Origin of the sequence: Microcoleus sp. Pol8_D6 (assembly GCF_036700965.1) — a bacterium.
Lineage (GTDB): Bacteria > Cyanobacteriota > Cyanobacteriia > Cyanobacteriales > Microcoleaceae > Microcoleus.
Genome location: NZ_JAUBPW010000073.1, coordinates 1 through 23,867, shown reverse-complemented (window position 1 = coordinate 23,867; position 23,867 = coordinate 1). Strand labels below are relative to the sequence as shown.

Sequence of the window (23,867 nt, the reverse complement as noted above, 5' to 3'; positions counted from 1 at the left end):
GCGGGGGCGAGTTTTTGTAAATATTGGGTTATAATTAGAGATTGCGTGTAAAACCCGCCCTATGTTTGATGATTAGCCGCTGGTTAATTGAGTCCAATAGCGATCGTACACTTCCATAAATTTCCCTACCGGAGCCACACCTTCGCACTTTTTCAAAATATCTTCCGAAGGGAAAAGAATCTCGTTTTCGCGGACTTCCGGCGTCAACAAACTAAAAGCATCTTCCGAAGGAGTTGAAAAACTGAGCCGTTCTACTAAAGAAGCAGCGACATCGGCTTGCAGGAGAAAGTTAATCCATTTATAAGCTGCTTCGGGATTGGGAGCACCTTGAGGAATTACTAAAGTGTCAGTCCACAGAGAAGAACCGCTTTTGGGGACGACATACTTCAATTTATCGTTATCTGCAATTACTTCATTAGCATCAGAAGAATAACACATAGCTACTTTCAAATCCCCCGTCAGCATTTGAGGCCGCCAAGCATCAGTAGTAAAAGATGCGATCGCAGGTTTGAGTTCCACCAACTTTTCGTAAGCTTGTTTAACTTGCTCTTGGTTCGTAGAATTCAGAGAATAGCCCAGCATCCGCAACGCAGCGCCCATGACTTCTCGAACATCACTCGCCAGCGTCATTCGCTTTGCTAACTCCTGTTTGTGCTGCCACAAATAGTCCCAATCTTCAGGCTCTTCTTTGAGTTGTTCGCTGTTGTAAATTAAGCCTGTTGTTCCCCAACTCAAAGGCACGCTGTAGCGGTTTCCTGGGTCATAGACAGGGTTTTGGAACTGTTTTTTGAGCCGATCGAGTCCGCCCAAAATCGAGTGGTCTAATGGGCTCAACAGCCCGAGTTCCGTCATTTGAACCACCATGTAGTCAGATGGGTAAATGATGCTGTAGGCGCGGGCGCCACCGGCTTGAACTCTCGCCAGCATCTCTTCGTTGGAGCTAAACACGTCTGCCACTACGCGAATGCCGGTTTTTTCGGCAAAGCGATCGAGCAAAGCGTTATCGGTATAGCCTGCCCAAGTATAGATGAAAAGTTGGTCGGCAGCACCTTTGACAGGAGGAGCGGATTGTACGTCTGCAAGTCGCCAGCCACAACTCGAAACAGCTAACCCGGAAATTGTCGCCGCCGAATTTTTTAGGAACTGACGGCGTGTAGAATTAGCCGGGGAAATCCTGGAAATTGGTAAGTTAGTCGGAGGCACAGTTCGATTTTAGATTTTAGATTTTAGATTTTAGATTTTAGATTTGGAGATTGAAGATTGGGGAATTGGTAATTGGGCATTTGTAATCGGGAATTGAGAATAGTCCTATGTTATTGGTTAGGAAAACCAACCACCAACTAATAACCAATGACTAATGACTAATGACTAATACCAACTACCAACTGCCAACTGCCAACTGACTAATTCCGATCGGTCAAAGCGAGACAATCAGTAGTTCCCCAATAAGCGTAAATGGGCGTGTGCGGATCTGGGAAAGACCCGCCGGTATTTGGCTGGCGCACAGTAATTTTATCGCCCGACGCCAACTCAACCACGTAATGAACGTGCGTGCCCATGTACATAGTATTTTTGAGCCGCCCTTCAAAACAGTTGACCGACACTTCCGGCTGGTAGAGATTCAAATAAACTTTTTCCGGCCGAACGCTTACTACAACAGAGTCGCCTGTGACACCATTCCACATATCCGACTGCTGAACGACTATTTTCAGATTGGCTGATGTGCGAACTGTGATAGTCGATCGGTCGATCGATTCTACCGTACCAGCAAACAAATTCGTATCGCCAATAAAATCGGCCACAAAAGCCGTCTGCGGACATTCATAAATTTCTTCAGGAGAGCCAATTTGCTCAATCCTCCCCTCGTGCATCACCGCAATTCGGTCAGACAGACTCATCGCCTCTTCTTGGTCGTGAGTCACCATCACAAAAGTCAAACCCAATTCTTGATGCAAATTCGACAGTTCCAACTGCATCTGCTTCCGCAACTTCAAATCCAGGGCACCCAGAGGTTCGTCCAGCAGCAAAACCGCCGGTCTATTTACCAGAGCTCTCGCCAAAGCCACCCGCTGCTGCTGGCCGCCCGACATTTGACCGGGAAACCTGTTGGCGAAAGATTCCATTTTCACCAATTGCAAAACTTCCCGTACCCGTTCTTCAATTTCTGCTTTACCCAGCTTTTTGATCCGCAATCCAAAAGCGATATTGTCCCAGACATTCATGTGTCCGAACAAAGCATAGCTTTGAAACACAGTATTTACCGGACGGCGGTAAGCTGGAGTGTTGGTCATCGACTGGCCACGAATCATCAATTCGCCCGCCGAGGGAGTCTCGAACCCAGCGATTAAGCGCAGCGTCGTAGTCTTGCCGCAGCCACTCGGCCCGAGGATGCTAAAAAATTCTCCTTGGCGGATGTTGAGGTCTACTCCGCGGACTGCGGTTTCGCCATTAAATACCTTAAATACCTTGCGGAGTTCAACGTCAAGCGCTGTATCCGTTGCTGTCGTACCTTGGTTGAGTGCTGTCTGAAACATATTCGCCCTTTCCTGGGGGTAATGCACGCCACTTAAATACAGTTTAAGTTTAGACTTTTCTGTATTTTAGGTGAGGAATGTTGGATGTAACAGGTTTTGGGATTTGTTCTTTAAATTCTATCCCAGAGTGCACCATTGTCAGCAACAGGCTTTCGGGCCTGTTTCAGAAGAAAATTCACTCTTTGTGAAACAGGCATCTTGCCTGTTCATAAAAGGCTGATTGAGAATGGTGCAACATCTCAGATCAACTGGGCATCTATTTATTCTCAGGACTTGGCGTGGGAGAGGGTTTTTGCGGTTTCTCTGTTTTGGGTTCTTCTGCTTTTTTCCACTCTGACAAAGGTCGCTGGACTGCATTTTTAAAGTCAAAAGGCACTAGCAGCACGGGCAAATTTTGGGCGGAATTTTGAGAGGGCGCTTCCGGCGGATTGGCTTGAGCGTACAAGAAGCGGCCGCTAAAGTCTGTTTTGCCTAAAACTAGGCGGTGAGTTTCCTGGTTGTCCAGTTTTACTGTGACTGTAGCTTGGGGTTCGTCGAGACCGAATTCTGGCAGTTGAGCAGCAGTAGTATTAATCGTGCGATCGCTCTTTCCTGTTGCCAGTCTGTCGAGCAAAAAATCCACCGATGCCTGACTCGCCTGTGCTTGCACTGGCAATTTCATTTCCCAGCTAGACTTGCCTCCTTTTGTAGCATAAACTCGTTCAAAAGTCAATATTTTTTCGGGAGTTTTGACTGTAAAGAATTGTATGCGCTCGGAGTTAAAAGCAAAAATTTTCTGTTTTTCTTCCTTAGCGGCTTCCTGTTTCGGAGATACTTGCATCTCGAACAAAGCAACCAACCCAGTCATGCTCAACGCGACGGCTATCAATACTAATGTATTTTTCTGCAATTTCATAGTAACAGCGAATTGGGCATGGGGCATGGGGCATGGGGCATGGGGCATGGGGCATGGGGCATGGGGCATGGGGCATTGTTGACTGTTGATTAATGTTATTGGTTATTTGTTATTAGCCACAGCAAAGGATTAACAAATGACAACTGACAATTGCCCAGTGACAACTGACAACAGTCAACAGTCAACAGTCAACTAACTTATCTTCTCTTCCACCAGATAGCGCCGCCAATTCCCAGTCCGAGTAAAGGCCACATTAGCCAAGCTAACACCAGCAATCCTACTTGGAGGGCAGTCATGTTAATGCGGCGGTTAGTAGCTTTTTTCGGACTGATAGAAAAGCTTTGCTGGTCTGGTTTACTCAACCAACTGACTGAATTGAGAAACACGTCGCTATTGAGTTGTTGGTCAAACCAACCGTTAGTCACAAATTGAGATGTGCCAATTACTACCATTCGCGATGTTTTTCTAGGAGTTGAAGGCGCGGAAGGAGTTGCGGTTGGAGTGGGAGATGCTGTGGGAGATGCTGCGGGTGTTGGTGTTGGCGAACTTTCTGCCGATTCTGGGGGAGATGCTGTGGGAGATGCTGCCGGTGTTGGCGAAGTCGTCGGTAATGCTGGAGGCGTAGCTTCTTGCGAGACAATCACTGAATAGCTGATTGGGGAAGCTGTGGGCGAAGTTGTCGGTGATGGTAAATCTGTCGGTGATGGGGAAGTTGTCGGCGATGGGGAAGTTGTCGGTGAGGGTGAATCTGTCGGTGATGGCGAAGTTGTCGGCGATGGCGAGTCGGTCGGCGATGGGGAAGTTGTTGGCGATGGGGAAGTTGTCGGCGATGGGGAAGTTGTCGGCGATGGTGAAGTTGTCGGCAATGGGGAAGTTGTCGGCGATGCTTGGGGTGAAGGCGATGGCGTTGCCGGTGATGCTTGGGGTGAAGGCGAGGGCGAAGTTGGTGTTGGTGAAGGTGAGGGCTTTAAGGGAGTGCTGTCAGTGGACGATCGAACTAAAGCTACACCTAATAATAGCGGGCCTTGTCGATCGGTCTTCTGATCAAACTCCAATTTCTTAGTCGTCAAATCGCTTTCCGCCCAACTTTCCTGACTCGTCCAAATCAGTGGTTTTTCCTCTATCCCTTGTACTGGCGAGGTTTCCATAGCACGCGCAAATGGATAAAATGAAATACCGTTGCCAAAACTTTGAGTAATCGGATGTTCGCCGTAGCGCCTGACTGTGGGAACCGTAGGGCCCAGGCCAAATCTTTGACCAGTGCCCGAAGCATCGATGGCCAAACGGGCGTCTAGTTTTACGCCCCATTCTTCCAGCAATTTGCCCAATCCCGTATCAATTGCCGGGTCTACCATTAACAATAAACTGCCGCCGCGATCGAGATAAGCTCTTAGTGCTTTAATTTCTGTATCGGAAAACGGTTTGTCCGGCCCAGGAATGATTAAAGCATCTGCATCTTCTGGCACTTCTTTGCGTTCGGTCAAATTCAGCGTTTGGACCTTGTAGTATTTATCTTTCAAAGCTTTTTCAGCTTGCTGAATTCCGCCTTGACCTTCCTTTATCGGGCGGGCTCCTTTGCCTTGCAAAAAGTAAACTGTAGCAACGCGAGTGGTCAGGATTTCTTCTAAGGCATTGGTCAGTTTTATCTCTGAAAGACCTTGATTTGGGTCGCTACCAAAAGCAGTGCCACCTTTTTGCAGAACTTGTTTTTTCTCGCCGGATTGCAGGTAAACTTCTCCGATGCTGGTAATGCTAAATTCCCGCGCTTTTCCAGGTTGGGCCTGCGGGTCAACAAACTCAAATTGGAATTTTTCGCCTCCCTCGCGTTTGTAGCTTTGCAGCAATTCTTTAATTTGGGGGTTTTGGATGGGGTCAAATACCCAAACTTTGACTGTTTGTTGCAAATTTCGCAGTATTTGTTGAGTCTGCGGGGCAAGGGTAAATTGTTGGCTTTCGGTTAAGTCGATGCGGACGGGATAGCGAACGGCTATGAAGTTAATTACTCCGAGAATCACAAAGACGGCGAGGGTGGCAATCAGCGCGTTGGTGCTGGCTTGAGTGGAACGCTGCCCCCAAAAGCTTTGTTCGTAACTCAAATATAGCAGCCAAAGTGCGATCGTCACTGCTCCGGCAATAACTAAACCGACTGTCAGGGGGTCCCATACTCCAGATACAAGTGCTGCTGTTACCCCCGCTGCGATGAGGAGGGGACCCAGCAAAAAAACATATTTCCAATTTGTTTTGCTAATTTTCATAACGTAAATAATTGAGGGGAAAATTTCCGGGTCGAGGATGTTATTCTATATCGCATTAGCCTGCAACCATGCTGTTAAATCTGACGGCTTGTTGAAATCCAGCACGGCATCTCCTAGTTCTTCTAATTGCTCTACGCCTAATTGACGGATGCAGTTTTCGGTTTCCGGTTGTATTGTGCCTAAACGCCGCACTAGCTGACGCAATATTAACGAGAGTTGAGCGGTTTTTGTCACCTGTTCTCTTGCTATCTCTATGGCAATCTGCTGGTCTTCAATCCACAGTTCTTGCTTGTGCAATTCATTTAATTCTTCCTCAGTGAAGTTGTCCTCCCTGGCAATCCTAAAAGCTTTCTGAATTTCGGGAACTGCACTGAGTGTTTCTGGTACTGTCTCCAGAGTGCTGGTTTTTTCGATAAAGTAAATCCATTGATCTGCAGTTGTTTCTAATTCTGCTAATTCCTTGCTAAATTTTGGCAGCTCGATAAATACTAATTCTATTTCAGTATCTGGACACTCAAACTGTTGTTCTTTTTCTTGGAAAACAAACCGCGACATAAATTCGGGCTGATTTTCAAACATTTCAAAGTCGGCAATTTTCAAGGAAATTACTGTTTTTAGTCTTTCGTAGCGTTCTTTGCCTGTTAATTGTTGGCTGTAACTTTTGGCAGCGTTGTACAAGACTCTATTCCCAAAGGAAGGCACGTTTATCAGTTGAAGTTCAACTAGGGCGATTCTGCCACCGTTAATTATGGCTTTGACATCTAGGTGTGTGTCTTGGGTACCGAGAGTTTGAGGTTCTGGTTGGGAGTCGATTATTTCTAAGTCTTCGATGACCGGCTTTGCTTCATAAAGGATGGCGTTTAAAAAATTAATCAGGATGTCTTTGCTGTCGCTGGAACCGAATATTTTTTTGAACGCAAAGTCGATTTTGGGATTGATAAATCTCATTATTTCAAGAAATTAGTGGAATAACTAACATTAATTGGGAATTGGGAATTGGGAATGGGGCATTGGGCATTGGGCATTGGTGGTGTTTCCTTTAAGGTGCAACTATCCCAATCTCCTACTTTCCCACTCTTTCCTCTTTATTCTCCGAAGCCTTCCCTGATGCTTTTAAGAACGCTGATATCGCAGCGCATCGATGGATTGAGCGGTCAGAAATACTCCTAAAATGATGTAACTGACAAACATAATTAAACTGCTGGTATCGAAAACTCCCTTGACAAGATTGGTGTAATTTGTTAGGAGCGACAAATGCCCTAATGCTGTGCCGAAGGGGCCACCGATACTGACGGCGACTGCATCGATCACCCAGAGAAATAATACTAGAGTGAAGGTGAGGATGGCGGATAAAATTGTGCTGTCGGTGAGGGAGGAAATAAACATTCCGAGCGACAATACTCCTGCTGCTAGTAATATTAAGCCGCCGTGTCCTAGCAGAAGAACTCCGGGGGGTACGGGTGGGGTTGAGGAACTGAGGGCGATCGCCTCGCAAAATAGCAGGGGCAGCAACATTGTGGTATAAAATGTTAAAACGCCGAGGAGTTTGCCGGTAGCCACTGCCCAGTTTGTTAAGGGCGAGGTGGCTAATAGTTCTAAGGTTCCGCGTTTCCGTTCTTCGGCGTAAAGTCCCATTGAGAGTGCGGGTAGTACGAACAGTGAAAGGGAACCCATGATTCGCAGAAATAGTTGCAGGAATTCGTAGGCTACGTCGATGGGAGGTTCGGTAATTCCCATTTGGTCTCGCTGGCCGATTTGGGGAATTAACCCGTCGGGGGCGAGGAGGATGGCTATTAAAAAGTAGCCGGTGATTAGCCAAAAGACTGCTGCGATGGCATAGGCTAATGGCGATGCAAAATAGCTTTGTAGTTCTTTGCGGTAAATTGCGACAATATTACTAATCATTACTAACCTTTAGGAATTGGGAAGGGGTAATTGGGCCTTGGTAATTGGTTCATTCTGAGTCGCCTGCGGGTGGTGTTTCGCTGTCGTTGCTATCCTTTTGCTTCCTTTCTATTGGCCGCTTTTTGGTCATAGGCGACTGTTCGATCCGAGAATCGCTACTCGATTGTGGCTTTTTTTTAAGTGGCCGATTTTTAACAACTGGTTGGAGTTCTGGTTGAGAAGGTTGGCTCGACTTTGGCGCATCTAAAATCGGTTCGGGTTCTGGCTGAGAAAGCTCGATCGACTTTGGTGCATCTAAAATCGGTTCTGATTCTGGTGGAGAAAGCTCGATCGACTTTGGTGCATCTAAAATCGGTTCTGATTCTGGCTGAGAAAGCTCGATCGACTTTGGTGTATCTAAAATCGGTTCTGATTCTGGCTGAGAAAGCTCGATCGACTTTGGTGCATCTAAAATCAGTTCAGATTCTGGTGGAGAAAGCTCGATCGACTTTGGCGCATCTAAAATCAGTTCGGGTTCTGGTTGAGAAAGTTCGATCGGCTCTACCATTTGAACAATGAGCAAATTTTCGACAACCTGTTCTGGCTCAGAATGCTCGATCGACTCTACTGTTTCGACAATCAGCAGATTTTCGACAATCGGTTCTAGTTGAGGATGTTCGCTCGACTCTACCGTTTCTGAAACTTCTAGATTTTCGACAATCGGTTCTGGTTGATAATGCTCGCTCGACTCTACCGTTTCTGAAACAACCGGCTGATTTTCGACAACCTGTTCTGCTTGAGAATGTTCGATCGACTCTACTGTTTCTACAATGAGCAAATTTTCGACAACCTGTTCTGGCTGAGAAAGTTCGATCGACTCTTGTCTTTCTACAATTTCCAGAAAATCTGCCACTGGTTGCATTTCTGGTTCTAAATCGCTTATTTCCTCTGGTGTTTCTGTAATTGGTTCGGCTTCTGGTTGAGAATAGTCGATCGACTCTTGCCTTTCAACAATCGGTTCTGGTTGAGGATGTTCAATCGACTCTACCGTTTCTGAAACTTCTACATTTTCAACAATCGGTTCTGGTTGAGGATGTTCAATCGACTCTACTGTTTCTGAAACTTCTACATTTTCGATAATCGGTTCTGGTTGAGGATGCTCGAGCGACTCTACTGTTTCTGAAACTTGCAGATTTTCGACTATCGGTTCTGGTTGAGGATGTTCAATCGACTCTACGGTTTGTGAAACTTCTAGATTTTCGACAATCGGTTCTGGTTCACGATGCTCGATCAACTCTACGGTTTGTGAAACTTCTAGATTTTCGACAATCGGTTCTGGTTCACGATGCTCGATCGACTCTACGGTTTGTGAAACTTCTAGATTTTCGACAATCGGTTCTGGTTCACGATGCTTGATCGACTCTTGCCTTTCGACAACTGGTTCGGATTCTGGTTGAGGATGCTCGATCAACTCTACGGTTTGTGAAACTTCTAGATTTTCGACAACTGGTGCTGGTGGAGAAGGTTCTATCGGGAGTATCTCCCTTTTATAAAAAACATTTTTTACAAAAGTGAGCATCCTGCTTGCTTGTTTAGATATCTGTAGCGAGTAAGATGATCGGGTTCCTGTGACACCCAAACTGAGATGCTTCCCTTCACTCAAATCTACGGTTTCTGCAACTGATTCTGATTCTGGTTGAGGATGTTCTCTCAACTCTACGGTTTCTGGAACTGGTTCTGATTCGGGTTGAGGATGTTCTCTCAACTCTACGGTTTCTGGAACTGGTTCTGATTCTGGTTGAGGATGTTCTCTCAACTCTACGGTGTCTGCAACTGGTTCTGATTCTGGTTGAGGATGTTCTCTCAACTCTACGGTGTCTGCAACTGGTTCCGATGCTGAATGAGAATCATAGAGAGACTCTTGCCTATCTGAAACTTGCAGATTTTCGACTATCGGTTGCGATTCGGATTGATGAGAATCCGCGATCAACTCTTGAGTTTCTGCCGCTTCTTGCAGATTTCGATCGACCTCCGGTTCGCTGTGCACCAGATTTTCCGGTTTCTTTTCAGCCGCTGTCAGCCTTAAAAACACATCTTCCAAACTAGCCCGATTGCGGCGCATTTCGCACAGTCCAAATCCAGAGGCGAGGATAGCTGTGGCAATTTCTCGTCCGGGTTCTATGTCCGGTTCGCACAATGCCCGCAGGCGGTAGCGACCCACTAAAAATTGATTGCTTGGAATCAATTCCACCGATCGAACTCCCCGCAAGTTTCCCAAAGAAGGCAACAGCAGACTGTTTACCAAATCCCCCTCGCCTTCAACTTCGAGTTCGTAACCCTCTCCGGCGGCCAACTCTCCCATCAAATTTTCGGGACTACCCGCAGCGACGATTTTTCCGCGATTGATGATGGTGACGCGGTTGCAAGTCATGCTGACTTCCGGCAGAATGTGCGTGGAAAGGATGATTGTGTGCTGGCCGCCAAGACTTTTGATTAAATTGCGGACTTCGATGATTTGTCGGGGGTCGAGACCGACGGTTGGTTCGTCTAAGATAATGACCGGTGGATCGTGGACGATCGCCTGGGCGATACCGACGCGCTGCCGAAATCCTTTAGAAAGTTTGCGGATTAAAACTTTGCGTTTATCAAGCAGGCCGCAGCGTTCGATCGCGGAGGTAACTCGTCGCGCGCGATCGCCCGCAGGTACTTGCTTGATCCGGGCGACAAAAAACAGAAACCCTTCCACAGTCATTTCTGGATACAGTGGCGGGTTTTCCGGCAGATAGCCGATGCGCTGTCTGACGGCCATCGAGTCTTCGTGAACATCCATGCCGGCGATGCGGGCCGTACCGCTGGATGCCGGCAAATATCCCGATAAAATCCGCATGGTTGTGGTTTTGCCCGCGCCGTTTGGCCCCAAAAAACCGAGAATTTCTCCTGATTCGACCGAAAAAGACACGTCCGCGATCGCTGCGGTCGAACCGTAAGTTTTGCTTAAGTGTTCTACTTCAATCATTTGTCAGAAGTCACGCGATTTTAGGTTTTAGATTTTAGATTTACTTTGCCAACCACAGGCGGGACGCCTGTTCCACGAAGTTGAGAGTCCCGCCCGATCGGCGGGTAGATCGAATTTATGGCGAAATTTTTAATTTGATTTTGTCTTCCAGTGTAGTCTGGCAAGAACCAAATCTATCATAATGGTTGATCGGACTTTGAAGCAAAATGCTAGGTAGTAGGGTGCAAAGCGCGGAAATGATTAGCCGATGTACATCGAATCGCTCCAACTGACGCACCCTACCAGTAGAGTCCGTGCCTAACCGAACGCTCCACTAGCTGCCTTCGCTACAGACGCGGGGCTGTTTCTAGGTTGATATCGGCATTAAACACAATCACAAATTGAGCATTGGGGATTAACTGTCGGATTATCCGCAGATAGCCGTCAGCATCGGAATGTCTGAAGAAATTGGCTACAGTGATTCGCTGCATATTGGGAAGCAGGCGAACAACCAACCACTTGTTGAGGCGGTCTTTATAAGGCATAATTAACCTTGTCTCCATTTAGTATTGGAGCCAAAGCCAGTTCAATGCTTGTCGAGGGCGCGGACTGGCTTTTGACTTGTTTCAGGCTTTGCACACAAATTTCCTAATTCCATAGAAGGCTAAAGAAATCAGGTTATTTATAAGCATTATTTCTACCAATTTTTTTATATCGAGTCAATAGTTATTTACAAAAATTGTTGAAAATAATCAACTAAATATAGTCAACTGACTGTAGATATTCAGTTGACTATATACAGTCAACTGAATACATACAGTCAACTGAATGAGGGATAAATAATGACGCTGAGGCAAAAACTAAGAATACGACGCCAAAGTTGAAATTTAACTCAGATACAAGTGGCAATAGCGTGTCAAGTTGTGCAGTCAACGGTCATCAACTGGGAAACCGACAGACACGTCCCCAAGCTATACCCAGCACAGATGAAAGCCCTGTGCGACTTATTGAAATTCTCGATCGAAGATTTAGTAGTTTAGCTTGGGGAGTTAAGATCAAGTAGGTTGGAAAATCGCGCTTTTTTGCAGAGAGGGCGATCGCTTTCTATTTCGATTACTGCTGAAATTGAGCCAACAGCCAAGCCCCTCCCTGTGCTTGATCTTCAGTGCGACTCCGCCGCAAAGCCTCTTCCAAGACAGCAATAGTTAATCCCGGCAAAACTTCCGATTGAACAAGCCGCCGACTGCCATTATCAGCAATAATCGCAAAAGCAATAATTTGAGATTTCTGCACGTCTACTACCCAATATTCAGCAACTTTTAATTCTTCGTAAAGCAACCGTTTTTCACCAATATCATCAGCCAAAGTTGAGTCAGCAACTTCTATGACCAAATCTGGCGGCGGGGTAACGTCAAGACTTGCGATCGAACTTCCCCTCGGTGCTAATTGCGCTCTTTCTCCAATATAGTATGAGACATCCGGTTGACACTCTCGCACTCCTGTTTTCCGGTAGCTACAGTTATCCAATCCGTTAAGAGAAATACCTTTGATAGTACAAAATAGGTTAATTGCGAAAAGTGCGATCGCATTATCTCGTGAATGATCAGGCCCTACTGACATAGTTTCAATCTTCATTTGTCCGTTGCGATAGTAGCATTTGGCTTTACTGTAAGCAGGGTCATCTGCCATCGCTATGAACTCTTCCCAGGTTGCTACTACCCAGGTGTCTGTAGGCAATTTAGTCTTTAGTCCACTCATTTTTTTATCCCAAATATCTCGATCGTATAACACCACTCAATTAAATGCAAACCCTGTTCTCTCTTCTCCTCCTCTGCGCCCTCTGCGCCCTCTGCGGTTAAATAAAAAAATCTCAACTCCTTTTCCAAATCTTAATTTCCCCCAACCAACCCGCACTAACAATAGTCTTACCGTCGCTGCTAATCGCCACAGCGCTAACGTAGCCAGAATGACCGCTCAAATTACCTCTCAATTCGCCCGATCGCACATCCCAAAGTCTCACACTCTTATCCCAACTGCCACTAACCAAAGTAGTGCCATCCCGACTGAAAGCCACCGACCAAACCCCGTCTGTATGCCCGCTTAAACGCCGAATTAACTGCCCGTTTCCGGTATTCCACAAACCGATTGTACCGTTGCTATTTCCCGCAGCTAAACTCTGGCCGTCAGGAGTAAAAGCTAGCGACAAAACAGACAAGTTTTTGCCGCTAATCGTGCGAATTGCTTGACCTGTAGCTAAATTCCACAACCTAATTGAACCGTCTTTGCTGCCGCTAGCTAAAGTTTTGTTGTCGGGACTGATTGCAACAGCATTCACCAACCCAGAATGCCCGGTCAAAGTCCGCAGCAATTCCCCCGTTTTCCCATTCCAAATCTTAATCGTTTTGTCCCAACTGCCACTGGCTACAAATTGACCGTCGGGACTAACGGCAACGCTCGAAACAGCATTGGAATGCCCGCTCAAAGTGCGTACAACCGCGCCAGTTTCTAAATTCCAAATTTTCACAGTTTTGTCGTCGCTGCCGCTAGCTAACACCTTGCCATCCGCACTCGCGGCCAATGCGTTTACTGCTTCCGTGTGACCTTGCAGGGTAGTTTTTAATTGCCCGCTGGGGAAATTCCAAACTGAGATTGTGCCGTTGCTATTTCCTGTAGTAAAATAAGCGGAAGCTAGGGCAAGGGAACTGACAACTTCCGAAGGCCCTTTGAGGGTATTTGTGGCGGCAAAGGCGAGCGTACTTGCGGGCGTGCGGGGCGCATTATTCGCCGGAGTTTTCGGGTTTCCGGCAGTAGGAGATTGGGGAACGACTGGCAGCGAAATAGTCGATCGCCATTTCATGAAAGTATTAATTTCTATTCCCGCCGCCACAATTTTATCAGAGTTATCCTCTAACCTGACAATGCCGTTAATTGCGACAACTCGCCCTGCATCGTCGAGCACCGGCCCCCCGCTCATGCCCGCTCTCACTAAGTTATTGTATACCAAAGTATAACCGTTCCAAGGAGTTTGGCGGCCGGTAAGCTGACCTTCGGTAGCGATGAAAATCGGCTGTCTCAGAGAACCGCCGGATATCGGCCAGCCCGCGACATAAGCCTTGTTTCCCTTAGTTGCTGCGGAATTGGCTAATTGAGCCAGGGGGTAGCTTTGAGTGCTGCTGAAGGGTACGATCGCCAAATCCGCACCGGGCATTCGCCGTACGAGGCTATATGATACAGAGTGAGCTTTGCCGTCAGGAGTTACGACCTCGTAATCGCCAGCTTTATCGACCACGTGCCAGTTAGTGAGAATATAGTATGTGCTGCCTTGTTTCTCTAAAATTACTCCAGAACCGCCTTTTGGCCCCTGGATGCGAACCGTAATTTGTTGGGCAACGGTTTTAACTTTGTCGGCGGTTAATGCGAGGGCAATTTGAGGTGATGTCAGTGGGATGAGAGCGATCGAACTCAGGGCGATCGTAGCACTCAAAATAGCCGGAATAGTTCTGCTGTAATTCATTTTTGTGTCAATTTAACATACCCACATATCAACTGACGGAAAAGTTATCCGGTTTGTGGCATATTTACCGTTGACAACGCTAAAACGCCTGCGCGACGATATCGAACTTTCGACATTCGCACAAGCCTAAAAATATTTGACACAGCCCTCTGGCTAGCAGAAAAATTTAGAATCGGGAACCGCACCTAGCCTCAACAATAGCCACTGGCTGATCTCTATTTTTTTCTCGGCAAATCAGAATTTGAGCCAAACGCTGCTCGGAATAATACCCATTAGCCATCCAGCCGAGGGGTGCGCCTGCGATCGCGCCAACTGCTAAACCAGTGATCAGGCTCCCAATAAGATGCTTTCGGGCGATCGGGTTTTCTTGCATAAAAATTTATCCTAAACATTTACCCTTACCAGAAATACCACAAATAAAAATTAGTTTCTTCCTCCTATTTACTTATTTCCTAAGTAGTAACCCATTATTAAGTATCATGTTATTCACAGTCCGCTTAAGACAATCCCATGCAACAGCAAAATGTGCGTCAGGATTGATTATTTTTTACCATATTGTTAGCTTCGCGCTGACGCACCCTACGCACAAGTATTAGTAGAATGCGTCAGTTGACAAAACCCAACGCTTGGGTTATTATGCAATTAGGGCTTATGCCACAATCCAAAAAATAGGGGCAACAACGGGGGCGATTGCCCCTACTACAAGCAGGCTGTGCATAAGTCCTGCAAACCCTCACGTTGGAGAACAGCGTCTCATGCCCAAAGTTCTTGAAGACCGCCAGAACAATCTATTTATATATATTTATACTAACGACCATATTCCAGCTCACGTCCACATCTTCAAAGGTAGAAAAAATGATAAGAACCAGATGGAAATCAAAATTAATATTGGCTCTGAAAAACAAGCTCCTAGCTTAGTTTACGCACACGATCGAATAAAGGATAAAGATTTAGTGAGCGCTCTTAGATTAGTAGCCGATAATCAAGAAATGTTGTTAAGCAAATGGCAAGAAATACATCAATGACTATGGAACAAATAAAATTTGTTTACCAATCTGAAGTTACTGTAAAATTAGTAGTTCCGCCTTAAATTGATGAGAGATTCTGTCTTTCGTTACCGGAAAGACAGAATCCATACGGGACAAGAGTTTGAGAATATTTAATGTCGCAAGTCACAAAAGAGGAATACATGGCAGTTAAGAGCTGGGACAAAGAATTAACCGAGGAAAATCTCCGAGAGCAAATAGCCCAAGCTAAGCAAGCATGGAAAACCGCTGAGGCTACAGAACCGCGTGCCGAATCCGTGCAATATAATCAGTCTGAAGATTTAATAGTTATCAAACTGAAAAACGGCGCTATTTTTTGTTTTCCTCCAAAGCTGGCACAAGGCTTAGAAGGTGCTTCACCAGAACAGTTGGCTGATGTTTGGCTGCCTCCTTCTGGCAGCAGCGTACACTGGGAAAGCTTAGATGTTGATTTTGGCATTCCCGAACTTGTAGCAGGTATTTTTGGGACAAAATCTTGGATGGCTGAATTAGGTAGGAAGGGAGGACAGGCAATTTCAAGCTCTAAATCGGCAGCAGCACGGAAAAATGGCAAGAAAGGCGGACGACCTAAAAAGAATATTTCTGTTAATTCTTGAAATCCATTTTAGCTGTCAGATGCCAGTGAATTAAATCCCCGACTTCTGGGAGAAGCCGGGAATTTAGTGTGTAATTCTATGCCAAATCAAACAGCAAAAATTCAGCATCTGCCGTAGCTTCAATCACCACCTCAGCCTCCCCGCTAACAGCCGCAGCGTCGCCATTTTTCAAAGGCAAACCGTTGAGCAAAACCGAGCCGCGAGCAACTTGCACCCAAGCGTGGCGATTCGGCTGCAAAGCATGAGAAACCCGCGAATCTTTATCCAAAACAGCGGCATACAAATCCACATCTTGATGCACTTTCACAGCACCATCTCTCGCATCTCGTGCCGCCACTAAACGCAGTTTTCCGCGCCTTTCTGCTAGGGGAAACTCCCGCTGTTCGTAACTCGGCTGCAAGCCTTTTGTATCGGGTAACAGCCAGATTTGCAGCAAATGAACCGGGTCTGTTTGCGAGTTGTTGAACTCGCTGTGCTGGATACCCGTACCTGCACTCATCCGCTGCACTTCACCGGGTTTAATCACTGCACCAGTACCCAAACTGTCCTTGTGTTCTAATGCTCCTTCTAATACATAAGTAATGATTTCCATGTCGCTGTGTCCGTGAGTGCCGAAACCTCTGCCGGGGCTAACGACATCCTCATTAATTACCCGCAAAGAGCGAAAATTCATATAATTTGGATCGTAATAGCCGGCAAAAGAAAATGTGTGGTAACTGTCCAGCCAACCGTGATTAGCGTGTCCTCTTGCTTCACTTTTTCTAACGGTAATCATCTTCTCCTCCTAATTTAAAAATCATGAAAATTGTGGTGTTTGTTTAGCAGCCCTGGACGTAGAAACCGATTTTTTTTAGGATAATAGTGCATCGCAGCTTTAATAGCGGTGAAAAACCGGGTTTCTTTGGTATTGATGCCTAAGTCCTATTTAGTTGTAAAATGAAACCAAAAGCGGTTGATGCACGATTGGTTTCTCCTTGATTATTGCTGCCTTTAAAGTTTGCTATGAGCGCCGTCGCAAAATGGAGAATTTGCGGTATGCTTGCAGTTGCAGATCGCCACAGTTTTTTTCTCAGTTACTTCAAAAGCTAGTGGCACAAATTCGCTACCTTTATGGGAACCGTCACAAAAAGGCTGATTCTTAGCTTGACCGCAGGTGCACCAGTAGTAAGTACCGGGTTCAAGTTCCATAACGGCGGGTTTTTTATCAGCAATCACAGGTTGGCTCATCGTGTTCTCCTTTTTTTATTGATGCCAGATGCAGAAATATATTTATCGGTTTAGTTTGTTTGATTTCTGCGATGTTTCTACTTTAAACCGAGTCAAGCTATTATGGGAAGTACGCACTTAAAAGTAGGGTAGTTACCAAAAAGATACTATGCAAGTCCAAGAAGTAAAGGTCGATCGAGCAAATTGCCCTGTAGAACGCACTCTAGAGGTGATAGGCGGGCGCTGGAAAGTCTTGATTCTGCGGGAGTTGTTTCCAGGAGTGAAGCGCTTTAACGAGCTGCAACGAGCTGTCAACGGCATTACTCAGAAGATGCTGACGCAGCAACTGCGGGAAATGGAATCAGACGGGATTGTCCACCGGGAAATTTACCTGCAAGTGCCGCCAAAAGTTGAATATTCGCTAACGCCTTTGGGCGAAAGTCTCAAACCGATTATTAATGCCATGCACGAATGGGGAATTCAGCATATTAGCGAAGATGGAAAATGAGCTATTTGTATATGTTTTTTCCGTCTTCCGACAGATTTCAAATTTTCAACCTAGTTCAACAATAATAATATGAACAACATAGAGCGTCTCGCCACCCTCAACCGCATCCGCAAACTCAGCCGCCTGATGGATACCGCCATTGGCATCCCCGGCACCAAATTTCGCATTGGTTTAGACCCCATTATCGGTTTAGTTCCGGGTGCTGGGGATATCGTAGATACCGCCTTTTCCGCCTACCTAATTTATTTAGCAACTCGATTCAACATTCCCCAAAAAACTCTAGGGAAAATGATTTACAATATCGGTCTAGAAGCCGTCGTTGGTTCAGTACCTTTAGTAGGAGATATCTTCGATGCTTTTTATAAATCAAACATGAGAAATCTGGCGCTTTTAGAAGCACACCTCGAAGAAGCTGAACCAGAACTAGCCGCAGTTGCCGAACCTGTTCCTCAATCTATTAAATTGTAGGTACGAATTTCACAAACAATAATTGTAAATAACCAACAATCTCTCAAGCTCGCCCCATCAAGCGAAAAATCCGAATGTAGATTTTCCGCATTCGATCCAAATTTAATGTTGATGTGGGTTATCTGTTGTGGGGGGCGGGTTTATCTAGATTGTTGGTACTCGTCAGATATTATTCGTAAAACTCGCCCTTACGAAATAATCACTGATGTCGTTTAGCCGCTTCCACCAAAGCAATAACATCTTCTTCTCTAGTATTAAAAGCCGTTACCAGTCTAACAGTACATTCATCCCACCGATAAAACAGAAAACCCTCAGCTAAAACCGATGTAATTACAGATTCGGGAAGTTGAATAAAAATCTCGTTGGCTTCAACCCGATCGCAAAACTTCGCTCCCTCAACTTCCGCCAAACCTTTGGCTAATTTAGCTGCCATATTATTTGCATGAGCCGCATTCTTCAGCCACAAATCATCCATTATATACGCTTCCAACTGCGCCGACAAAAACCGCATTTTCGAGAATAGATGCCCGCTGCGCTTGCGGTAAAAAGGGAAAGTCTTTGCTAATTTTTGATTAAAAAAAACCACAGCTTCCGCAGCCATCGCGCCGTTTTTTGTCGCTCCAAACGATAGAATATCCACACCAGCCCGCCAAGTGACATCCGCCGGAGAACAGCCCAAACTGACAACAGCATTGGCAAAGCGAGCTCCATCCATGTGCAGGTGCAAATTGTGAGCGCGAACTACTTCCGAAATGTGGGAAATTTCTGCGGGATTGTAGACTGTGCCGGCTTCCGTTGCTTGAGTGATGCTGACGGCTGCGGGCTGTACGTGGTGGACGACACCTGCACCAGCGCGATCGAGTATTTTTCCTAAAGTCTCTGCCTCTATTTTACCATGATTTCCTGTTACTGTAACTAACTTTGCACCGCCTGTAAAAAACTCCGGCGCGCCGCATTCATCTAGATTAATATGAGATGCTGCGTGACAGTAAACAGCCCCGTAAGGAGGAGTCATAACCGCAAGGGCCAGAGCATTAGCAGCAGAACCAGTTGCTACCGGAAAAACAGTCACCGATGTCTCGAACAAATCCGAAAATTTAACTTGCAAACGCTGCGTATATTCATCATCTCCGTAAGACATCACAGCACCACAATTAGCCGCTGCAATCGCTGCCATAATTTCCGGCGAAACCCCGGTTGCATTGTCGCTACAAAAATTCATTAGAATAATTGGTAAATAGAATCTATAATATAACTCAACACTCAACAGCCAACAGTCAAGCATTCAATCAAGAGGAAGAATTATGGCAGAATACCGCCAAATAGAATACCGCATCGGCAAAGACGGCAAAATTACCGAAACCGTCCTTAACGCCAGCGGTTCGAGTTGCACCGAAACCACCGCCGGGATAGAAAAAGCCCTCGGAGAAGTAGAATCTCAAGACTTGCTGCCAGAATACTACCAAGGCGAAGAAAATTTGGTCGTTGAACAAACGCAGACTTTAAAACAAGTTTAGAAGAGTTAAAGATGTTTGACTTCCTCGGTGCAACAGTTGATGTAACAACAGTGCCTGCCTTCAGCTTCGCCCTGGCTGTCGGGGGCATTTTTCTCATTTTAGTCTACCTTTATGCTGCATCTGAGGCGGGAGATGCGATCGAGTTTAAGTACGATAAAATTCTGCGGGAACGCATGAATCAGCTAGACATTCTCGATTGGCAAGACTTAGGCGAAAAAGCAGGTTTAAGTCGCTTTGGAGTGCGCTTAGTGCGGCAGGGAGACGTGGGAAAACTCACGGTAGACCAACTGAGACGGCTGGCAACAGTGCTGAATTTGAATTTTCAAGAGTTCGATCGCACTTTGCTCGCACTGCCAATATCGGCTACAATCACAACTGATCCCAGCGAAATAGAAGAATTGAGGCAGCAGTGTTTCCGGCTGCGAGAAGAACTGCAGCAGCAAAAAGCTCAACTAACTGCCGATTTTCGCCGCGCTACCTTTGAACAGTTGCAAACTTTGTTAACCAACTATCCCGCCGCCCGCAAAATGGCAGAAGCCAAGCCGGATATGCCCGCCAAAAACCTCTCAGCTTTGTTTACTCCCTTAGAAAATCTCTTGTCAAGTTGGGATTTTGAAATGATTGGTTCTGCGTGGGAACAAACTGCTTACAATCCGCAGTTGCACCAGCCGGATGTTGAGGATATAACCGAAGGAGAATTAGTTTATATTCGGTTTGTCGGCTATCGAGAGGGAGAGCGAATTCTTACTCCTGCTAAAGTTAGTCGCACCCTTCCAGCGGGAATGAAAAATTAAATTTTAAATTAACATGACTACAGTTGCCATTGACTTCGGCACCAGCAATACAGTTGTCTGCATTCTTAACCCGGATACGAAAACACCAGAAACTTTGCGACTGCGCGAGATGTCCCGCATTTTTAAAACGAAGAATTTGAGCGGAGATATTCGCGAAATATCTGTAGTTCCGACTTTAGTGTTTGTGAAAAATGCCGGAGAGTTGGTGCTGGGAGAAAAAGTGCGATCGCAGCGTTTGGGGCAATCCCAGCCAGACCGCTTTTTCAAAGCTTTTAAACGCAATTTAGCTGCCGACTTTCAGCCACCGCCCCGCAATATTGACGGCGAAACCTACACACCTGAATTAGTAGCCGAACAGTTTATTAAAAGTATTTGGAAACAATTATATTTACAAAATATACAGCCAGAAAAAGTAATTTTTACAGTACCCGTCGGAGCATTTGAGCGATATCTAGATTGGTTTCGCGACTTCGGAGAAAGTTTGGGAGTTGCGGACGTTCAGGTAATAGATGAATCCACAGCCGCCGCCCTGGGATATGCAGTAAAACGCCCCGGTTCTCTAGTTTTAGTAGTTGATTTTGGTGGCGGAACTTTAGATTTAAGTTTAGTCCGTACTGCTCTAACCCCCCCCTTACCCCCCCTTAACAACGCAGGGACAAATCTCGCTCCCCCCCTTAACAAGGGGGGGCTGGGGGGGGTGCGTGCCGAAGTATTGGCAAAATCCGATGCTTATGTCGGCGGCGAAGATATTGATATCTGGATTGTCGAAGATTATTTGCGGCAAATTGGTTCGTCGCGGGCAGAAGTCGGCCCAGTTGGCTGGCAAAATTTATTAGAAATAGCGGAAAAGTTAAAAATTCAACTTTCTCAAGTTAATGAGGCGAAGGAAAGCTGGTTTGATGATGAAAATTTTATGTCTTACGACTTGCAGCTAAACCGAGAAAAGCTTGAGGAAATTCTGGAATCTAGGCAGTTGTTAGAACAGTTGCGCGAAAGTTTAGATGAACTGCTGAGCATTGCAATGGGAAAAGGTATCGGCAAAGCAGATATCGAACAGGTTTTGCTGGTAGGAGGAACTTCTCTAATTCCGGCTGTATCTAATTTAGTGGTTTCGTATTTTGGGCGGCAAAAAGTCCAAAGAGACAAGCCGTTTGAAGCAGTGGCACACGGTGCTTTAGCGTTGACACAATTAGCGAGTGTTGACGATTATTTGCGCCACAGCTATGCAATTCGCCTCTGGGAACCTTATGCTAAAGCTTATGCTTATTCGCCGATATTTAGCAAGGAAATGAAGTATCCCTGTCAAAGTTCCGAAGAGTTGACGCTGCAAGTGGCAATTGAAGGGCAAAGGGAAATTCGGTTAGATATTGGGGAAGTTGCGGAGGTATCACAAGCGGAGGTTATTTTTAACGAAAAAGGGCAAATGACGAGCAGTTTGCTAAACAAAAAAACGGATTTTCGGTCTCTGGAAAGCCACCACCAGCAGGTTTGCGTAGCGCATTTGAACCCGCCCGGGGTATTGGGAATTGACAGGGTTTCGGTGAGTTTTGAGGTGGATGAGAGGCGGGTTTTGTTGGCGACGGTGCGGGATTTGGTGACTGGTAAGGTGTTGGTGGAAAAAGGGGCGATCGCCAAACTGCAATAATGGTAAAATTTTTAGATAACATTCGGATCTGGAAATTGCTACTCCACAAACTCTCGTCTGGATGGTGCGCTGACTGAAGAATATCGCTTTAAATCAAATTTATGCCGCCATGAAAAAGCAACAAAATAAATTCAGCCACCTGACGGCAATCGAAAGAATTTACCTGTCATTTCCGGCAAGATTTTTATTGGATAAAAACTTGCTGCAAGGGAAAGTCTTAGATTTTGGGTGCGGCTTCGGCAGCGATGTGAAATTGTTGCAGCAAAAAGGCTTCGATATTACGGGTTATGACCCTTATTATTTCCCGGAATTCCCCGAAGATAAATTCGACACAATCATTTGCTTTTATGTTTTGAATGTTTTGTTTCCTGAAGAACAAGCTAATGTCCTGATGGAAGTGTCGCACCTGTTGAAACCGGGAGGGAATGCGTATTTTGCGGTGAGAAGGGATATCAAAAAAGAAGGCTTTCGAGAACATTATGTCCACAAAAAACCTACATATCAGTGTATTGTCAAACTTCCATTTAAGCCACTTTACCTAGATGAGTCTTGCGAAATTTACAAATACGTGCATTACAATCATCAAAGAAATTCTACTAATAACTGCATATTCTGCAATCCGTATAAAAACCTAGTTTTGCTAACTGAATCAGCAACAGCTTATGCGATGTTTGATGGTTATCCCGCCAGCAAAGGTCATGTTTTAATCATCCCCAAGCGTCACGTCGCCAATTATTTTGAACTACCGTTTCGAGAGCAATCGGCTTGCTGGTTTATGGCTAATAAGGTACAAGAGATGTTAAGTAAAGAATTTCATCCTGACGGGTTTAATGTGGGAATAAATATTAATAAACAGGCGGGTCAAAGTCGCAGTCACGCGGCTATTCATGTTATCCCCCGTTACAATGGCGATGCGGCTGGGAATAAAGGCGGAATTAGGTATGTGATTCCCAAGAGTTAAAAATAAAACTTAGTAAATTGTGAAAGGAATTATTTTTTACCGCAGAGGCGCAGAGAACACAGAGGAATAGAGAAGAGAGGAATTCATAATTTTTGTAAGGATTGTTATATTTGAGCAAACGACGAGCAAAATACAGTTAAAATGTGTTTGCAAGGTCTAAAACTACACATTAGCAGCAATTTGGTGTTCTGTTTATGTCTAAGCGCAAAAAGCAAGCATGGCTCAAGGAAACTCTAGAACTCAAAGAAGACCACAATTGGAAGTCAAAGCCTGGAACTAGAATTTTTGTAGCAGGAAGAGGTGCAGTCCGCTTTGATGTCCCGGAAGATTGGCATTTTGAACCGGATACTAACTCGTTCCGGTTTACGGATAAAAAGCCGCCGGATGATGATTGTCGTTTGGAGGTTTCGTTTAATTTGCTACCACCTAATAACTGGGCAGATTTTCCGCTGGTGCCGCTATTACAGAAGGTGGTTGAAGATGATACGCGGAATCCGATCGCTTTTGGGGAAATTATCCAATTGAAGCGGCAAACTGCCCGCGTTGTTTGGACTGAATTTAAGTTTATCGACCCTCCAGAACAGCGGGAAGCTTATTCGCGAATCTGTATTGGATTGGGTTCTAATGTTCAGTGTTTGATTACTTTTGATTACTGGGTTGACGATGCTGAACGTTTGACTCCTGTCTGGGATACGGTGATGGATTCGTTAGTTCTGGGTTTGTTTATTAGCGACCCTCGAACGGGGTTCGCACGTCCAGACTAGACCGATTTTCTGGGAAACTTTCAACAACTAATTTTGCTAAGCGTTGGATTGGCAAGCCCCCAGTCAGTAAATTTAGAACCTACATTAAACTTTACAACCGCTTTGCCATGAAAATATCAGGCTTGCCAATTCCGTTGGCGTCGGGCATCACTCCCACGATCGCAAAACCCATTTTTTGATAAAATTCGTAGGGATGACCGCGCAAATTTCTAATACCAATTCTCCAAAATTATGCTACAGTATTTAGTGCCGATAGAATATAATCCCATCCCGTGATAGATGCGA

At 45.6% G+C, this 23,867-nt stretch carries 23 protein-coding genes and 2 pseudogenes; 10 read left to right on the top strand and 15 right to left on the bottom strand.

Going from position 1 to position 23,867, the window contains the following annotated elements:
- Positions 1-72 precede the first annotated feature (72 nt).
- From QUA10_RS23795 to QUA10_RS23760, 8 genes and pseudogenes are all read right to left on the bottom strand, one after another.
- The gene (locus QUA10_RS23795; RefSeq protein WP_333085092.1) at positions 73-1,203 is read right to left on the bottom strand and encodes a spermidine/putrescine ABC transporter substrate-binding protein; all 1,131 of its coding nucleotides are present in this window, start codon (positions 1,201-1,203) and stop codon (positions 73-75) included.
- Positions 1,204-1,403: 200 nt separating this feature from the next.
- Positions 1,404-2,534 (bottom strand): ABC transporter ATP-binding protein, encoded by a 1,131-nt coding sequence (locus QUA10_RS23790; RefSeq protein ID WP_333085091.1) that lies wholly within the window; start codon positions 2,532-2,534, stop codon positions 1,404-1,406.
- Between the two features lie 256 nt (positions 2,535-2,790).
- On the bottom strand, positions 2,791-3,456 hold the full coding sequence (locus QUA10_RS23785; protein ID WP_333086388.1) for a DUF4340 domain-containing protein: 666 nt from the start codon (positions 3,454-3,456) through the stop codon (positions 2,791-2,793).
- A 170-nt stretch (positions 3,457-3,626) separates the two neighbouring features.
- On the bottom strand, positions 3,627-5,684 hold the full coding sequence (locus tag QUA10_RS23780; RefSeq protein WP_333085089.1) for a Gldg family protein: 2,058 nt from the start codon (positions 5,682-5,684) through the stop codon (positions 3,627-3,629).
- A gap of 45 nt (positions 5,685-5,729) precedes the next feature.
- Complete coding sequence (locus QUA10_RS23775) at positions 5,730-6,632, bottom strand: Rpn family recombination-promoting nuclease/putative transposase (RefSeq protein WP_333085088.1); 903 nt, start codon at positions 6,630-6,632, stop codon at positions 5,730-5,732.
- A 165-nt stretch (positions 6,633-6,797) separates the two neighbouring features.
- A complete protein-coding gene (locus QUA10_RS23770) occupies positions 6,798-7,589 on the bottom strand; it encodes an ABC transporter permease (RefSeq protein WP_333085087.1) in 792 nt (263 codons plus the stop codon).
- A 2,290-nt stretch (positions 7,590-9,879) separates the two neighbouring features.
- Positions 9,880-10,584, bottom strand: a pseudogene (locus QUA10_RS23765) (ABC transporter ATP-binding protein); the annotation flags it as partial.
- Between the two features lie 326 nt (positions 10,585-10,910).
- Positions 10,911-11,108 carry a hypothetical protein gene (locus QUA10_RS23760; RefSeq protein ID WP_333085086.1) on the bottom strand — a complete coding sequence of 66 codons (198 nt, stop codon included), beginning with the start codon at positions 11,106-11,108 and terminating at the stop codon, positions 10,911-10,913.
- Positions 11,109-11,465: 357 nt separating this feature from the next.
- Here QUA10_RS23760 and QUA10_RS23755 point away from each other — a divergent pair, with 357 nt between their 5' ends.
- Positions 11,466-11,603, top strand: a complete 138-nt coding sequence (locus QUA10_RS23755; protein ID WP_333085085.1) for a hypothetical protein — start codon at positions 11,466-11,468, stop codon at positions 11,601-11,603.
- A 73-nt stretch (positions 11,604-11,676) separates the two neighbouring features.
- On the opposite strand, the gene QUA10_RS23750 is transcribed toward QUA10_RS23755, so the two are convergent.
- The 3 genes from QUA10_RS23750 to QUA10_RS23740 form a co-directional block, all read right to left on the bottom strand.
- Complete coding sequence (locus QUA10_RS23750) at positions 11,677-12,321, bottom strand: Uma2 family endonuclease (RefSeq protein WP_333085084.1); 645 nt, start codon at positions 12,319-12,321, stop codon at positions 11,677-11,679.
- A 112-nt stretch (positions 12,322-12,433) separates the two neighbouring features.
- Positions 12,434-14,077 carry a WD40 domain-containing protein gene (locus QUA10_RS23745; protein ID WP_333085083.1) on the bottom strand — a complete coding sequence of 548 codons (1,644 nt, stop codon included), beginning with the start codon at positions 14,075-14,077 and terminating at the stop codon, positions 12,434-12,436.
- Positions 14,078-14,243: 166 nt separating this feature from the next.
- The gene (locus tag QUA10_RS23740) at positions 14,244-14,450 is read right to left on the bottom strand and encodes a hypothetical protein (protein WP_333085082.1); all 207 of its coding nucleotides are present in this window, start codon (positions 14,448-14,450) and stop codon (positions 14,244-14,246) included.
- 253 nt (positions 14,451-14,703) lie between these two features.
- On the opposite strand from QUA10_RS23740, the gene QUA10_RS23735 reads away from it, so the two are divergent.
- Positions 14,704-15,102 carry a DUF4160 domain-containing protein gene (locus QUA10_RS23735; protein WP_333086387.1) on the top strand — a complete coding sequence of 133 codons (399 nt, stop codon included), beginning with the start codon at positions 14,704-14,706 and terminating at the stop codon, positions 15,100-15,102.
- 137 nt (positions 15,103-15,239) lie between these two features.
- Positions 15,240-15,719: a DUF2442 domain-containing protein gene (locus tag QUA10_RS23730; RefSeq protein ID WP_333085080.1), complete on the top strand. Its 480-nt coding sequence runs from the start codon at positions 15,240-15,242 to the stop codon at positions 15,717-15,719.
- A gap of 76 nt (positions 15,720-15,795) precedes the next feature.
- Here the strand turns inward: QUA10_RS23730 and QUA10_RS23725 are convergent, their stop codons facing one another.
- Together QUA10_RS23725 and QUA10_RS23720 are read right to left on the bottom strand one after the other, a co-directional pair.
- Entirely contained in the window at positions 15,796-16,494 is a 699-nt protein-coding gene (locus tag QUA10_RS23725; RefSeq protein ID WP_333085079.1) for a pirin family protein, read from the bottom strand.
- Positions 16,495-16,709: 215 nt separating this feature from the next.
- Entirely contained in the window at positions 16,710-16,946 is a 237-nt protein-coding gene (locus QUA10_RS23720; protein WP_333085078.1) for a CDGSH iron-sulfur domain-containing protein, read from the bottom strand.
- Between the two features lie 148 nt (positions 16,947-17,094).
- On the opposite strand from QUA10_RS23720, the gene QUA10_RS23715 reads away from it, so the two are divergent.
- Positions 17,095-17,433, top strand: coding sequence for a winged helix-turn-helix transcriptional regulator (locus QUA10_RS23715; RefSeq protein WP_015177415.1), 339 nt, complete (start codon positions 17,095-17,097; stop codon positions 17,431-17,433).
- A gap of 69 nt (positions 17,434-17,502) precedes the next feature.
- Positions 17,503-17,901: a DUF4112 domain-containing protein gene (locus QUA10_RS23710; RefSeq protein WP_190737102.1), complete on the top strand. Its 399-nt coding sequence runs from the start codon at positions 17,503-17,505 to the stop codon at positions 17,899-17,901.
- Between the two features lie 199 nt (positions 17,902-18,100).
- Here QUA10_RS23710 and QUA10_RS23705 read toward each other — a convergent pair whose 3' ends face one another.
- On the bottom strand, positions 18,101-19,123 hold the full coding sequence (locus QUA10_RS23705; protein ID WP_333085077.1) for a low specificity L-threonine aldolase: 1,023 nt from the start codon (positions 19,121-19,123) through the stop codon (positions 18,101-18,103).
- A gap of 82 nt (positions 19,124-19,205) precedes the next feature.
- On the opposite strand from QUA10_RS23705, the gene QUA10_RS23700 reads away from it, so the two are divergent.
- The 5 genes from QUA10_RS23700 to QUA10_RS23680 all read left to right on the top strand — a co-directional run bounded on the left by QUA10_RS23700 (position 19,206) and on the right by QUA10_RS23680 (position 23,582).
- On the top strand, positions 19,206-19,418 hold the full coding sequence (locus QUA10_RS23700; RefSeq protein WP_333078782.1) for a DUF2997 domain-containing protein: 213 nt from the start codon (positions 19,206-19,208) through the stop codon (positions 19,416-19,418).
- Positions 19,419-19,429: 11 nt separating this feature from the next.
- On the top strand, positions 19,430-20,212 hold the full coding sequence (locus QUA10_RS23695; RefSeq protein WP_333085076.1) for an XRE family transcriptional regulator: 783 nt from the start codon (positions 19,430-19,432) through the stop codon (positions 20,210-20,212).
- Positions 20,213-20,225: 13 nt separating this feature from the next.
- Entirely contained in the window at positions 20,226-21,857 is a 1,632-nt protein-coding gene (locus QUA10_RS23690; protein ID WP_333085075.1) for an Hsp70 family protein, read from the top strand.
- Positions 21,858-21,966: 109 nt separating this feature from the next.
- Positions 21,967-22,818 (top strand): bifunctional class I SAM-dependent methyltransferase/HIT family protein, encoded by an 852-nt coding sequence (locus tag QUA10_RS23685; RefSeq protein WP_333085074.1) that lies wholly within the window; start codon positions 21,967-21,969, stop codon positions 22,816-22,818.
- A 194-nt stretch (positions 22,819-23,012) separates the two neighbouring features.
- The gene (locus QUA10_RS23680) at positions 23,013-23,582 is read left to right on the top strand and encodes a hypothetical protein (protein ID WP_333085073.1); all 570 of its coding nucleotides are present in this window, start codon (positions 23,013-23,015) and stop codon (positions 23,580-23,582) included.
- A gap of 91 nt (positions 23,583-23,673) precedes the next feature.
- Here QUA10_RS23680 and QUA10_RS23675 read toward each other — a convergent pair.
- Positions 23,674-23,796 (bottom strand): annotated as a pseudogene (locus QUA10_RS23675) (GNAT family N-acetyltransferase); the annotation flags it as partial.
- Positions 23,797-23,867 lie beyond the last annotated feature (71 nt).